Below are 13,396 nucleotides of genomic sequence, written 5' to 3' on the forward strand. Positions count from 1 at the left end.
AAACAGCGGCGCCCCGCATGCATCCTGCGCATGCGGGGCGCTTTTTCTCGCCGTTTGGCGGCGCATAATCTTCCAGAGCGTGCCATATGGTATAACGTTGATGCCGCGGGATGCAGCATTGTGGAAAGGGGGCGATGCGTTGACCGGACCGGAACTGTTTGTGAAAGGGATGCAGATTGTTTTCCTCAACCTGGTGCTTTCCGGCGATAACGTCGGTATGATCGCGCTGGCCATCCGCGATCTGCCGCCGCGCAGGGCAAAATGGGCCAATCTGCTTGGCGGATGTGCCGCAGTGGTGCTTCGCATCCTGTTCATCTCCATGCTGGGGGCCATCCTGTCGTTCCGCTTTCTGCATCTGCATTTTGCCGGCGGCGTGCTGCTGTTGTTTATTACATACCACATGCTGGATGGAAAGAAACCCGCGCACGGCGGTAAAGCGCCGTCGGGCAGCCTGCCCAAAGCGGTGGCGTCCATTGTGGCGGCGGATCTGAGCATGAGTTTTGACAACGCGCTCGCGGTGGCATCCGTTGCGATGGCGGGCGGAGGCAGGCTGGACGCACAGAAAATGGGCCTGATCATCATCGGCCTGATCGTCTGCCTGCCGGTGATTTTCTGGGGAGGAAAAGCGGTGGCGCAGCTGATGGATCGCCGTCCGGTCTTTATTCACCTGTGTGCCGCGGTCCTGATCTATACAGCGGTGGGCATGATCTTTGAAGACGATTTTTTTGCCGCTTCGCCCTACAGCGGCTGGAGCGGCATTGTCTGTGGGCTGGTCTGCGCGGCGCTGACGTTTTTCTACGGAGTGGTTTCCGAACGGGAAAAACGTGCCGCCGTTCCCCGTCCGCGCAGAAAACATGCCGTTTTGCGGCATTCACACACAGCAAAAGATACAGGCGGTGTGGTGCGATGACGGATGACTTTTTTGTCTTTGGGGTGTGATGAAAAAGCCGCTATTTTGAAATCTGCGAACTTTGTTTTACAAAAATCCTTGTGAATTTACCGGGGATTAGCCCCGGTCTTTGTTTGATCTGATGAGAAAATCGCGTTTGATTCCTGTATGACTTTGCTTTCCCTTTTCATACTGTGGAGATAAACAAGAGGCCGAACGCGGAAAGCGTTCGGCCTCTTTTGTTTTGGGAAGATGTTCAGCGCTTGCTCACAGCGGGCTTTACCGCAGAGGATGCGGAGCATCCGTGGCAGGAGGCGCAGCTGCCGCCGCAACTTCCCTGCATTTTGGCGGCCCTGCAGCGTTTGCTGCCGGGGCAGCCTCCGCAGGAGCCGTTTTTCACGACATAGCGGATGGCGAAAGCAAGCGCGACCACTATAGGGATCAAAACCAGCAAGGTCGATAGATTCATTGCAGACCCTCCTCAGATGGAACGGGAACAGTCTTATACGCCGGCGGCCGCATGTTTCAGGTTGGATCTCTTGTTGTGCGCCGGGCGTACCAGCAGATAGATGCCGACGATGACAACGCCGATGGCCAGCACAGTGGGGATTCCGAAGCTGCCGCCAAAGAACAGGAAGGAGCCTAATTGGTAGCAGACGAACGCCATGCTGTACCCCAGCAGCAACTGGTATCCGATTGCGGCAGCTGTCCATTTGGCACTGCCCATTTCGCGCGCGGTGGTGCTCATGGCCACGATGCAGGGTGGATTGAACAGGTTGAAGATCATATAGGAGAAAGCGGCGATGGGGGTGAACATATGCTGGATGCCGGACATCACGGCATAGGTGTTGTTGCTGTCGGCTACGCCGTTGAGCACAGCCAGTGTGCTCACAGCCGTTTCCTTGGCGGTCAGGGCGTTGATGGAAGCGACCGCCCCCTGCCAGTTGCCGAACCCGAGCGGTATGAAGAACCAGGCGACCGCGTGGCCGATGTCGGCCAGAATGCTCTGGGAGATGTTACCCACGGGCTGGAGCAGAATGCTGAAAGAGGACAGGAACCAGACGATGGCGGAAATGATGAAGATGATGGTGCCGGCCTTGACCATGAACGCGCGGGAACGCTCCCACATATGGGTGAGCACACCTTTGATGGAAGGCATATGGTAGGGCGGCAGTTCCATGACAAAGGGCGCGGGATCGCCGCTGAATGCGCGTGTCTTTTTGAGCACGATGCCGGAAAACACGATGACGCCGATGCCGAGGAAATACATGGCGGGTGCCATGATGAACGAATTTGGAAAGAACGACGCCACCATCATGCTGATGATCGTCAGTTTGGCGCTGCACGGCATGAACGTGGTGACCATGATGGTCAGGCGGCGGTCCTGCTCACTTTCGATCGTGCGGGTGCCCATGATGCCCGGCACACCGCAGCCGCTGCTGATGAGGATGGGGATGAACGATTTGCCCGAAAGCCCGAAGCGGCGGAAGATGCGGTCCATGATGAACGCAATGCGCGCCATGTAGCCGCAGTCCTCCAGAAACGAAAGAAAGAAGAACACGATGAGCATCTGCGGCACGAAGCCGAGCACGGTACCCACGCCGCCGATGATGCCGTCCACGACCAGGCTCCGGAGCCAGTCTGCGGCGCCGATGGCCTGTAGGCCTGCAGTGGCGCCGTTTGTGACCCAGTTGCCGAACACGGTGTCGTTGATGAACTTTGTTGCGATTGAACCGACGGAACTGACGGCAATATAATAGATGAGGAAGATGATGCCGGCAAAGATCGGCAGTGCCCAAATGCGGTTGGTCACCACCCGGTCGATTTTGTCCGAAACGTTGTCGCCCCGACCGCTCTTATGCAGGCATTTGGAGATGAGTTCGGCAATATAGTCATACCGCTCATTGGTGATGATGGTCTCGCTGTCGTCTTCCAGTTTTTCCTCTACAGGTTTGATAATGCGTTCAAGGTGTTCCATCTCGTCTGCTGAAAACTGCAGCGCCGCCAGGACTTTTTCGTCCCGCTCAAACAGCTTTACGGCATACCAGCGCATGCGCTGGGGTTCCACGGCTTCCTTCACGAAACCCGCAATTTCGGCAAGCGCCTGTTCCACATCCGGACTGTAGGCGTGGCGGGGGACGGCATGGGAATCGGATTTTGCGAGATGAATCGCTTTTTCGGTTGCTTCGAAGGAACCGGTGCCTTTGAGCGCGGTGGTTTCCACTACCTCGCAGCCGAGAGCGGCACCGAGTTGCTCTTTGTCGATTCGGTCGCCGGAGCGTTTGACGATGTCCATCATATTCAGCGCGAGAACGACCGGGATGCCGAGCTCCAGAAGCTGGGTGGTGAGGTAAAGGTTGCGCTCCAGATTGGTGGCGTCTACCACATCAATGATCGCGGCGGGATGGTCGTGTATCAGATAGTTGCGGGTTACCACTTCTTCCAGTGTGTAAGGAGAGAGGGAATAGATGCCCGGCAGATCGGTGATGATGATGCTTTTATGACCCTTGAGCTTCCCCTCCTTTTTTTCCACTGTAACGCCCGGCCAGTTGCCCACATACTGGGTGCTGCCGGTCAGGTCGTTGAACATGGTGGTTTTCCCGCAGTTGGGGTTGCCGGCCAGCGCGATCTTGATTTCCATTCCCACAGATCCTCTCAAAAAATTAGAGTATTATAACTTTTGTGACAAAAAATTTTTGCTTTTATCCAATGCATGGAATCAGGCAACGTCAATGTTTTGCGCTTCGTCTTTGCGGATGGACAGTTCATAGCCTCTGACGGTGATCTCAATAGGGTCGCCCAAAGGCGCTACCTTGCGGACAAACACCGTTGTGCCGCGGGTGATGCCCATATCCATGATGCGGCGCCGGAGTGCGCCGGTGCCGTTCAGTTTGGTGACGGAAACCGTTTCGCCGGGCTTGACATCTTTCAGTGTTTTCATATTGAACCCTCCCGCTCTTCTATTCTGCGGACCGCGCGGTTCAGGCGGTCAGCACACGGCTCGCCATGGCTTTGCTGATGGCGAGCCGTGTGCCTTTGATGTTGACGATCACATTGCCGCCCATTTCGGAAACGACGGACACGGTCGCGTCTTCCACGAGCCCCAGGTTGCACAGGAACCGGCGGGTATCGTCCTTGCCGGAGATGGAATGGATGGTGACGTGCTCTCCGGCGCGCACCATGCTCAGCGGGACGACGTTTTTGGCGTGGTCTCTGCGCGGACTGCATACACAAAGATTTTCATCCAACGAGACGACGGTGTTCAGTTTTTTCATAAAACAGTCACTCCTTCATGAATGCTGTGGCCGCGGCACCGTCTTTTGGGGCGGATGCGGGCGCAACGTTGGTTTATGGCAACATGCGGGGCATGTTTCACGCAGAAAAAACGGCATAATGAGAATCACTATTTCGTTCGTTCTGTCTAACATTTTATGCTTCCCACAGCCTTTTGTCAATGCCTTCTAACAAATTCATACAGAACACCAAAAAGTGCTGGAAAAACGTGCTTCTGTGTGTATAAAAAATCGGAAAGAGCAAGCGCTCTTTCCGATTTGGTGAGGTATGGCTTTGTGCGGCGGGAAGGCATTCAACTTCCGTAGATGAAATTCTGCAGCTTGGAGACCTCTGCGGGCCAGTTGAGATCCCAAAACCAGATGGGGGACGTTTCGGTGGTGTAAAGGCCGTCGTCCTCAGTGGGAATGGAAATCTGCTGAATGTTGTTCAAACTGCTTTCGAATGCGAGCAGCGTGCCGGTCAACTCCGTGGTGGGAATATTGGTTTTGAAATACCCCGTGCACTGGTTCAAAACGGATGCCTTCGTGACCAGATCGGCCGTTTTGAATTTGTTGTAAATTGCCATCATGACATTGCGCTGGCGCTGCGTGCGCATGAAATCGGTATCGATCTTGCGCGTGCGGGCGTAACCCAAAGCGTGCGCACCGTCCAATATATACGTGCCGGCTGTTTTACCCACATTGATGGAGGAATAACTGGCTTCTTCGGCCGTAAGGGTAATGGGCACGCCGCCGACCGTGTCGATGATGTGCGAAAACCCGTCAAAATCGAACAGCATGTATTTTTGAATATCCAACTTGTAGGCATAATTTACAATATCAATCTGCAGCCCGATGCCTCCATAGGAGAACGCTGCGTTCAATTTATGGTTGCTTTGCGTGTTGGGAAAATAGGTCTTTGTGTCGCGCAGGAGGGAGGCAATCTTCAGCGTATTGGTCTTTCTGTTGATGCTCAGGACCATGATGCTGTCCGCCCGGTTGGCGCCGTAACTGCCTTCGCCGCCGTTGCCCTGTGTCGCGTCGATACCCACGAGCAGGATGTTCTCAATGTTTGGATCTTTTTGTTTTACCTGAATAATGGGATAGTCTTTGGAGTTGCCGCTTGGAAAATTGCCGGCATCAATCTGGTCCAGTCCCTGTTGAGCGCTGGAGGTGTTGTCCTGCGCGGTGCTGGTGACCTGACTCCAGTTGCTCACATATTTGACGGTTTTATGTATCCGGGAGGACGTGTAGGCATAGATAGACGCTGCGGCAACTGCGAGCACCACAACGATAAGAATCGGAATAAACCACCAGTGGAACCTTCGTTTGGTCTTGACAGATGACAAATTAGCTTTCCTCCTCATTCGAACGCCGGGAACTTTTTTGAGCAATGCGTTTCTACAATACGCAATGATTATATCATTCCCTCCCTCTTTTTTCAAGTTTGGAGACGATGCCCAAGAGAATTCAACCAAAATCGACAGGGACATCATAGTAAAATAGTGGAAATCAATGCGGATGTGGATAAAACTGCATCTTGCGGCCGCCTGCGCAGTGTGGTAAAATTGTCTTTGTGTCCACACGCGGCGGCGCGTGAAGAAAAAAGTTTACAAATGACGTATTGCATTTATATACCCTCCATACTATAATAAAGCGCGTGAATGGACATAGTTGTGCATGCTGCGGCAATCGGCTCCAGCTTTTAATGAAATTGAACAGATACGGGAAGTGTTGATGTGATCGATCATTTTAACCGGACGAGCAGCGATTTTTCCGTGCTGGCCTATGATGTCCGTGAAGAAAACGAAAATGCCGGCTGGTATGCCCGATATGGCAAACGCCTGTTTGACGTATTGGTGGCTCTGGCCGGCTGTGTGCTGTTGAGCCCGCTGATGCTGATCGCGGCGGTGGGCATCCGTCTGGAATCCAAGGGCCCTGTTATTTTCAAGCAGGAGCGCCTTGGCCTCGGCGGCAAAACGTTTGTAATCTACAAGTTCCGCTCCATGCGCATTGACGCGGAAGCGAGCGGCCCCGCTTGGGCGAAAAAGAACGATATACGCATCACGCGGTTCGGCCGCTTTTTGCGCAAATACCATGTGGATGAGCTGCCGCAGCTGGTCAACATTCTGCGGGGGGATATGTCCATGGTGGGGCCCCGCCCGGAGAGAGCTTATTTTTATGCACAGTTTGAGCGGGATATCCCGGAATTCCGGGATCGTTTGGCTGTGAAGCCCGGGTTGACGGGCTGGGCGCAGGTCAACGGCGGCTACGATATCGGGCCGAAGGAAAAATGTCGGTATGACAAGACCTATATCCGCCGCCTGTCGTGGCGGATGGATCTGTTGGTCCTGTTCAAAACCGTGACGGTGGTTTTCCAGGGACTTGGGGCGCGCTGAAGATCGGCAAAAGAAAAGATGTCAAAGAGACCGGGTGACCGCGTTTGCGGGCGCCCGGTCTCTTTTGCAAACGGGACCGACCGGGCGGCCGGCAGATTACGAGCCGACGATGACGCCGCCGTTGACATGCAGAACCTGTCCGGACATAAATCCGGAATCGTCGCTGGCCAGATAGATATAGGCCGGTGCCAATTCAAACGGCTGTGCCGCACGCTTCATGGGCGCGCCGGTGCCAAACGCTTTGATCTTGGCGGGTGCGAAGCTGGCCGGAATGAGCGGCGTCCAGGTGGCTCCCGGCGCCACGGCGTTGACACGGATGCCCAGCGATGCCAGAGACAACGAGAGCGAGCGCGTGAACGAAACCACCGCGCCTTTGGTCGCGGAATAATCCAGCAGTTCCTGGTGACCCTCATACGCTGTGATGGATGCGGTGTTGATGATGGATGCTCCGTTTTTCAAAACCGGAAGCACCGCCTTGGTCAGATAAAACATGGAAAACACATTGGTTTCAAATGTGCGGTGCAGTTGGTCGGATGTGATGTCGAGGATGCTATCCTGCGGATACTGTACCCCGGCGTTGTTGATGAGGACGTCGATCTTGGAAAACTGACGGACGGTTTCCTCCGCGACAAAAACGGAAAAAGCCTCCTGCTGGACATCTCCGCGCAGCGGCAGGCATCTGCGGCCGTAATGTTCCACAAGCGATTTGGTTTCACCCGCATCTTCCTCCTCGGAGTAATAGAGGATGACGACATCCGCGCCTTCTTTGGCACAGGCGATGGCAACTGCGCGCCCGATGCCGCTGTCGCCTCCGGAGATGAGCACCACGCGGTTTTCCAGTTTTCCAGAACCCTTGTAGTCGGGGTTGTCGCTGATTGGTCTGGGGTTCATAAGGTTCTCGAGCCCGGGCTGGGTGTCCTGATGCTGCGGTTCAAATGTGACCGGCTTGTTGACGCTGATGGTTTCATGACCGACATATTGATATCCGGGATACATCCCGCACACTTCCTTCCCTTGTTCGCATGGAAAAAGGCCGCCCGCAGACCCGCTGCGGATTGGGCATATAGGACTAGTGTGCGCCGTTTTGGCCGTTTCATGCGGCAGCGTACCTTTCGCGTTCATAAAAATGTATCCGCTGTGTGGGCAAGGAAAAAACAGACGTTGACTATTTGCATCACTTGGGCTACAATAGGTGCAAATCGGATCGCAAATGGTGGTCCGACGAATAATGGAGATGGCGGTTCCGCCGTCCGCATGCCGTCCACCACGGCAAGGAGGGGTTTCTTATGCCGGAAGAACCCGAAGGAAAGCTGATCTCGCTTTTGGATGAAGAAGGCAATGCCCATGAGTTTGAGCATCTCGCCACCGTGGAGTATGCCGGTGCGTCCTATGTGGCGCTGACGCCGGTGTATGAACGGCCGGAAGACCTGCTGGAAGGCGATGCTGAGCTGGTGATCCTGAAAATCATCGAAGATGAGGAAAGCGGTGAGGAAATGCTGGCCGCCCTGGAGGATGATTCCGAGTTTGAGGCGGTTTCTCAGGAGTTTGAAAAAATTCTTGGGGAAGACTACGATTTCATCGAGGAAGAAGACCCGGGAAACCCTTAATGAACAGCCTCCGGCGATATACCATAAAATCCACTTGAAATTTGCGGCTGGTTTGTGTATAATAGTCACAGAAGCCCTGCTGCGTGCGTGATTCTCTGGCTATTATAACCCTACAAGCATATGAAAAGGGAATCTTTACTCCCGTGGAGGATTGCAGACCTCCCGGCTTTGCCGGAGGAAGGGAGCGTGAACCCACGGGGAGATGCCCACCTGCAATTACGGCAGGTTATCATGTGCCCGGAACACGGCTTGGCGGGGATTCTATTGCACATTCGTCGTATTTTTCGGTTGCGCCGTCTGCTTTTGCAGGCGGCGTTTTTTATGTGCTCTTTTTGCATATCCGTCGCCCCGGCATGGAAAGATGGACAAAGGATGCAAATCATCGGACGATGAACAGGGGGCGCAGAAATGGGAAAGAAACAGTTGACGGGCGGCGCGGCCGGTTTTATCGCCGGCGTACTCAACGGCTTGTTGGGCGCCGGGGGCGGCACGGTTATCGTGCCCATGCTGGAAAAGTGCGGGCTGCCGCCTCAACGCGCGCATGCGACATCCATTGCCGTCATTGTGCCGCTGTGCGCGCTCAGCGCTGTTTTTTACCTCAAGAACGGTAGCTTTTCCCTGCGCGATTTGTTGTATTATGTTCCGGCTGGGTTTGGCGGGGCATATGCGGCTTCTCTGGTGCTGCCGCGAATCCCGGCCAAACTTCTGCGCCGAATTTTCGGAGTGTTCCTGCTCTATGCGGCCTATCGGCTGCTCACGCGATGAGCGGGGCGCTGGTCGGCTGCCTGGCGGGATTCCTGGCCGGGTTTATCGGTGGGCTTGGCTTGGGCGGCGGTGGAGTGCTTGTGCTGTTTCTGACACTGTTTGCCGGGGTAGGGCAGCTGCGTGCTCAGGGGATTAACCTCGCGTTTTTTATCCCGGTCGGGCTGTTTGCGCTTGTTTTCCATATCCGCAACCATCTGGTGGATTTTAAGGCCGCGTGGCCCGCAATCTTGCTGGGGCTTGGCGGCGCGGCGTTGGGCAGCCTGATTGCCGGTCATATCGGTGCGCAGGCGGTGGGAAAATTATTCGGTGCGCTGCTGTTGGCGTTGGGCGGCTGGGAAGTGTTTGCGCCCCACAAGGAGAAAAAAGCCGCATCTCCGGCAGATCGGCCCGGCGCTGATGATTCCAAACGGAGAAAAAGTGTGTGAACGTGCAAATAAAGCTTGACAGCATGCTTGATTCTGCGTATACTATAAAGGTCGCTTTCAAGAAGATGTGCGATTTTGAAGCGCGCCGTATCCATGCAGACAGCAAAATTTTGTGTTCGGCATCTGTTTTTATTGACATTGCGTCGATATGGTAGTATAATGATCCAGCATGATTTCGAGATGTGGCTCAGTTTGGTAGAGCGCTGCGTTCGGGACGCAGAGGCCGCAGGTTCGACTCCTGTCATCTCGACCAGCGGGTAGTGCCCGCGGACAAGACACGCCCTTCACTTATGTGGAGGGCGCTTTGCTTTGTACCCGCGATTATGTTATATCTTTTATGACTACACCTGCCATATAAAAACCGCCGACATTTGGCTTAACAAGGTCATTTGTCGGCGGTTTCGCTTTGTTCTGAAATATTCGTTTACCCTTTACAAAGGGTAAACGAATGCTCGCGCCGCGAAGCGTGGTTTTTTTACTGCCCAGACAAAGACGGCAGGCCCTCGATGTACGCCTGTATCCGCTGGGCGCTGTCCTTCGCATCTGCTCTGTGACGTGGGCATACACGTCCATCGTGAAGGCCACGGGGGCATGCCCGAGGTTTTCCGAAATGGTCTTGATGTCGTCCCCGGCCCGGATGGACGCCACCGCATAGGTGTGCCGGAGATCGTGGAAGTGCATGTTCAGAAAGCCGACGGATTTCACAGTGCTTTTAAGAACCGGTAAAGTGTGCGCGAATACATATGGTGTTCCAGTTCATTTGTGAACGCAAAGCCGCTTTCCAGACATACCGGTCCGGCCAGTAGCTTCCATTCGTTTTGTTGCTTGCGCTGCTCTCGCAGCAGGTTCATCACGAATGAGGGCCGTTCAGTAACGGGGATGCCTCTGACGCAGATCGGCATTTTTACCAATTTCCATGTCGGAAGTACACATCTAAAAGTCAGAGAAAGTCACAATCGGTGAGCTCCTTGAAAACGTAAATCCCATGAAAATAATATGCCTTATGCGCAAGTATCCCGAATATAATCGGTAAAAGTTTGGGCGGCCAGAGATGACCGTATATTCTTCAAATGGACGATTCCGATATTTCGTTTTGGAATATCGGGATCTACTTTGATTTCAAGCAACCGTCCATCCGTTAATTGAACACTGACAAATTCTTTGATTACACAGGCAATTCCCATGCCTATTTCGGCCAGAGAAATCAAAACATCCATATCTCCGCTTTGAATGTCGGGTGTCACCTGAATATGGTGCTGGCCAAAATACTGCTCGATATACTGCCGTGAAATATTGTCGGATTCCAAAAGCATAAAGCTTCCGCTCGGAAAAACTCCATTTCCGGGGGAATATTGTATTTGGTTTAGATAGATTTGATTTGCTACAAATACATCGTGGATACTCGTTATCTTGATAAAATCGTAAGTTTCGTCCTTTGGCGGCTCACTGACCAGGCAGATATCGACAAACCCTTTTTGCAGTAACTGTAAGGTCTCCAGCGTCGTTTTATTGATAATCTGGATTTTATAATTTGGGTACGTTTTTTTAAACAGATCCAGCTTTGGGAGAAGGTAGTGCTTGCAAAGTGTGGTACTGACGCCGATCCGGATGCTTCCTTCGTCATGGTGCTTTAATTTCTCCAGCATCCCTTCGCCGGTATCAATCCAGTCAAGGGCTTTTTCAACATATGTGAATAATACGTTTCCTTCATGGGTTAAAGACATTCCATGCGGGGTTCGGTCAAACAGGACGATATCCAGCCGTTTTTCCAATTTCGCAATGGATTTGCTGAGTGCCGGTTGGCTTATATACAGCGCCTCAGCGGCTTTGGACAAACTGCCGGTGCGTGCCACATCATAGAAAACACGATATAGATTCAAATCGGTCATGCCATAACCTCTGATTATAGTATATATGAAATATAGATAATATGATTATATCACATGGTTGGGTATAATGATAGCAAACAACGTGCATGGAGGAATCGTGATGGAGCATTTTGATTTTGACGGCAGCTTATATCGACAGGCTTCGGCCCATCAGAGAAAGTGGGGGCACAAAATCATTGAGGAACTGAAAATCAAGGAAAGCGACTGGATCCTCGATCTTGGCTGCGGCGATGGGTCATTAACAAAAGAGTTTACGCGTTATCTAAAGACCGGAAAAGTAATCGGACTGGATGCGTCGCCTGGTATGCTTGAAAAAGCGAATGAATTTTCCAGTCCCAAACTTCAGTTTATTCTGAAAGACGTCGATTCCCTGCGCTATGAAAACCAATTTGACTTAATTTTTTCCAATGCAGCTCTGCATTGGGTTTTCGACCATAAACGTCTTCTGGAAAATTGCTATAAAGCGTTAAAACCTGGTGGGAAAATCCGATTCAATTTTGCATCGGAAGGAAACTGCAAAACCTTATACGCCGTGATCCGGCAGACTATACGAGAAGATGTCTTTTCCCCCTGTTTTAGTGGTTTCCGATGGCCGTGGTATATGCCATCGCTGGAAGAATACCGGCTTTTGCTGTCCCAAACGCCTTTTTTAAATATTTCCGTTTGGACAGAAGATACCAGTCGCTTTTTTCAAAGCCAGGATGAGATCACAAAATGGATTGACCAACCCTGCCTTGTTCCGTTTCTTCAGGCAATTACAAATGAAACGGAAAAGAAGAATTTCCGGGACGTAGTAGTAAAGCGCATGCTTAAGCAGTCCTTGCAACCGGACCATACTTATTTTGAGACATTTATTCGCTTGAATGTAAAAGCGGAGAAACCATCATGAAAGAAGGAAATGATATGGTGACATCCATTTCGGAGCAAGCGCGGTATAAAACCCGTGTGGAAGGAAACCACGCTCTGCAAGTATATGCGGATGTATCGGAGCAAAAAGGAGGAAAGAGTAATGGATTCCGCCCGCACGACTTGTTATGCGCCAGTTTGGCGGCTTGTTTGAATATTACGGTGCGCATGCTTTTGGAAGAGTTGGCGCTTTCATATGACTCGGTAAAAGTCGTTGTGGATTTAAAGCGCGAAAATCCCCTCAAAACTACTTTCCTTTATCATGTAGATATTGAGGGAAAAATGAGTGAAGATATGAAAGAAACCGTTATTAAAAAAGCCGCCGACTGCTCGATCCATCAGACACTGTCTGGTCCAATCTCTTTTGAGCAAGTGAGTTCTTTATAAAATTTTGTGAGGGATATTCCGATGAATACTGACAACGCAACGGCCCATGCGTCTAAAAATTACGATGTGCAGATCCGGCAAACAATTCCGTATTACAATGCATTCCATCAGCAAAGCATCGAATTGGTATCTGTTTACAATCCACATCCACATATCTGGATTGATACCGGATGCGGAACGGGCACTCTGGTTTTAAAATTTCTGCCCGTTTTTCCACATACACAGTTTGTTCTTGCTGATCCGTCCGCCCAAATGCTTGAAATCGCCAAAGAAAAATTGTCTTCGTATGCGCCGCAGGTTTCTTTATTGAGCCCGGTTAAAACGCAGAACCTTTCATTAAACCAGAAAGCGGATGTTATCACGGCAGTTCAGTCTCACCATTATCTTTCCCATGTGGAGCGCAAACAGGCCGTGGAAAATTGCTATGATTTGTTGGCAAATTCCGGAATCTTCATTGTTTTTGAAAATATTTCACCCGAATCACAAACCGGTATTCATCTTGGCAAACAGATGTGGGGGAATCATCAAATCGCCGGCGGAAAAAGCATGGAGGAAGTTCAATCCCATCTGGAACGGTTTGGCCGCAGCTATTATCCCATTTCTGTTGCAGAGCATTTAGCTTTATACAAAGAGTGCGGATTTAGGAGCGTGGAAATATTATGGTACTCCTATATGCAGGCCGGATTCTATTGCATTAAATAGGTAGGTCCGTAATAGAGACTGATGGATGGTATCGACGGCTGCTTACAAAATACGTTCCGGGCGACTCGCGTTTCTCTCAAACACGAGTGGGTTGGCAATAGAATCAATTAGATTGGATGTGGAAATGGTAGTAGCCCTCATATTCTACATATGAA

17 protein-coding genes, 1 tRNA gene and 1 other RNA gene are annotated in these 13,396 nt (G+C 51.9%); 10 read left to right on the forward strand and 9 right to left on the reverse strand.

Annotated features, from left to right (window positions below; all coding sequences use genetic code 11):
* Positions 1 to 139 precede the first annotated feature (139 nt).
* A complete protein-coding gene (locus ETHHA_RS05610; protein ID WP_013485017.1) occupies positions 140 to 910 on the forward strand; it encodes a YjbE family putative metal transport protein in 771 nt (256 codons plus the stop codon).
* 235 nt (positions 911 to 1,145) lie between these two features.
* Here the strand turns inward: ETHHA_RS05610 and ETHHA_RS15480 are convergent, their stop codons facing one another.
* The 5 genes from ETHHA_RS15480 to ETHHA_RS05630 all read right to left on the reverse strand — a co-directional run bounded on the left by ETHHA_RS15480 (position 1,146) and on the right by ETHHA_RS05630 (position 5,510).
* Positions 1,146 to 1,358, reverse strand: a complete 213-nt coding sequence (locus ETHHA_RS15480) for a FeoB-associated Cys-rich membrane protein (protein ID WP_013485018.1) — start codon at positions 1,356 to 1,358, stop codon at positions 1,146 to 1,148.
* Between the two features lie 33 nt (positions 1,359 to 1,391).
* Positions 1,392 to 3,530 carry a ferrous iron transport protein B gene (gene feoB, locus ETHHA_RS05615; protein WP_013485019.1) on the reverse strand — a complete coding sequence of 713 codons (2,139 nt, stop codon included), beginning with the start codon at positions 3,528 to 3,530 and terminating at the stop codon, positions 1,392 to 1,394.
* Between the two features lie 78 nt (positions 3,531 to 3,608).
* A complete protein-coding gene (locus ETHHA_RS05620; RefSeq protein WP_013485020.1) occupies positions 3,609 to 3,830 on the reverse strand; it encodes a FeoA family protein in 222 nt (73 codons plus the stop codon).
* 40 nt (positions 3,831 to 3,870) lie between these two features.
* Entirely contained in the window at positions 3,871 to 4,164 is a 294-nt protein-coding gene (locus tag ETHHA_RS05625) for a FeoA family protein (protein WP_013485021.1), read from the reverse strand.
* A gap of 311 nt (positions 4,165 to 4,475) precedes the next feature.
* Positions 4,476 to 5,510: an LCP family protein gene (locus tag ETHHA_RS05630; RefSeq protein WP_013485022.1), complete on the reverse strand. Its 1,035-nt coding sequence runs from the start codon at positions 5,508 to 5,510 to the stop codon at positions 4,476 to 4,478.
* A gap of 390 nt (positions 5,511 to 5,900) precedes the next feature.
* Here ETHHA_RS05630 and ETHHA_RS05635 point away from each other — a divergent pair, with 390 nt between their 5' ends.
* Positions 5,901 to 6,560, forward strand: a complete 660-nt coding sequence (locus ETHHA_RS05635) for a sugar transferase (RefSeq protein ID WP_013485023.1) — start codon at positions 5,901 to 5,903, stop codon at positions 6,558 to 6,560.
* A 96-nt stretch (positions 6,561 to 6,656) separates the two neighbouring features.
* Here the strand turns inward: ETHHA_RS05635 and ETHHA_RS05640 are convergent, their stop codons facing one another.
* Positions 6,657 to 7,556, reverse strand: coding sequence for an SDR family oxidoreductase (locus tag ETHHA_RS05640; RefSeq protein ID WP_013485024.1), 900 nt, complete (start codon positions 7,554 to 7,556; stop codon positions 6,657 to 6,659).
* 290 nt (positions 7,557 to 7,846) lie between these two features.
* Here ETHHA_RS05640 and ETHHA_RS05645 point away from each other — a divergent pair, with 290 nt between their 5' ends.
* From ETHHA_RS05645 to ETHHA_RS05660, 5 genes are all read left to right on the forward strand, one after another.
* Complete coding sequence (locus ETHHA_RS05645; protein ID WP_013485025.1) at positions 7,847 to 8,167, forward strand: DUF1292 domain-containing protein; 321 nt, start codon at positions 7,847 to 7,849, stop codon at positions 8,165 to 8,167.
* A 70-nt stretch (positions 8,168 to 8,237) separates the two neighbouring features.
* Positions 8,238 to 8,430: non-coding RNA, 6S RNA (ssrS, locus tag ETHHA_RS15045), on the forward strand.
* Between the two features lie 145 nt (positions 8,431 to 8,575).
* Complete coding sequence (locus tag ETHHA_RS05650) at positions 8,576 to 8,932, forward strand: sulfite exporter TauE/SafE family protein (protein WP_013485026.1); 357 nt, start codon at positions 8,576 to 8,578, stop codon at positions 8,930 to 8,932.
* Positions 8,929 to 9,357 (forward strand): TSUP family transporter, encoded by a 429-nt coding sequence (locus ETHHA_RS05655; RefSeq protein ID WP_013485027.1) that lies wholly within the window; start codon positions 8,929 to 8,931, stop codon positions 9,355 to 9,357. Before ETHHA_RS05650 ends, ETHHA_RS05655 begins: the two co-directional genes overlap by 4 nt.
* Positions 9,358 to 9,533: 176 nt before the next feature.
* A tRNA-Pro gene (locus ETHHA_RS05660) sits at positions 9,534 to 9,610 on the forward strand.
* A gap of 68 nt (positions 9,611 to 9,678) precedes the next feature.
* Here ETHHA_RS05660 and ETHHA_RS16315 read toward each other — a convergent pair.
* From ETHHA_RS16315 to ETHHA_RS05670, 3 genes are all read right to left on the reverse strand, one after another.
* Positions 9,679 to 10,038, reverse strand: a complete 360-nt coding sequence (locus ETHHA_RS16315) for a tyrosine-type recombinase/integrase (RefSeq protein WP_137143856.1) — start codon at positions 10,036 to 10,038, stop codon at positions 9,679 to 9,681.
* 20 nt (positions 10,039 to 10,058) lie between these two features.
* The gene (locus ETHHA_RS15485) at positions 10,059 to 10,259 is read right to left on the reverse strand and encodes a hypothetical protein (protein ID WP_137143857.1); all 201 of its coding nucleotides are present in this window, start codon (positions 10,257 to 10,259) and stop codon (positions 10,059 to 10,061) included.
* A 99-nt stretch (positions 10,260 to 10,358) separates the two neighbouring features.
* Entirely contained in the window at positions 10,359 to 11,246 is an 888-nt protein-coding gene (locus ETHHA_RS05670) for a LysR family transcriptional regulator (protein WP_013485028.1), read from the reverse strand.
* Positions 11,247 to 11,346: 100 nt separating this feature from the next.
* Here ETHHA_RS05670 and ETHHA_RS05675 point away from each other — a divergent pair, with 100 nt between their 5' ends.
* Genes ETHHA_RS05675 through ETHHA_RS05685 form a run of 3 tightly spaced genes read left to right on the forward strand, consistent with a single transcriptional unit; the run spans position 11,347 to position 13,241 of the window.
* The gene (locus tag ETHHA_RS05675) at positions 11,347 to 12,135 is read left to right on the forward strand and encodes a class I SAM-dependent methyltransferase (protein ID WP_013485029.1); all 789 of its coding nucleotides are present in this window, start codon (positions 11,347 to 11,349) and stop codon (positions 12,133 to 12,135) included.
* Entirely contained in the window at positions 12,132 to 12,539 is a 408-nt protein-coding gene (locus ETHHA_RS05680) for an OsmC family protein (RefSeq protein WP_013485030.1), read from the forward strand. The genes ETHHA_RS05675 and ETHHA_RS05680 overlap by 4 nt, the downstream gene beginning before the upstream one ends.
* A 21-nt stretch (positions 12,540 to 12,560) precedes the next feature.
* Positions 12,561 to 13,241 (forward strand): class I SAM-dependent methyltransferase, encoded by a 681-nt coding sequence (locus ETHHA_RS05685; protein WP_013485031.1) that lies wholly within the window; start codon positions 12,561 to 12,563, stop codon positions 13,239 to 13,241.
* Positions 13,242 to 13,396: the final 155 nt, after the last annotated feature.

It is taken from the genome of Ethanoligenens harbinense YUAN-3, from assembly GCF_000178115.2.
GTDB lineage: Bacteria > Bacillota > Clostridia > Oscillospirales > Ethanoligenentaceae > Ethanoligenens > Ethanoligenens harbinense.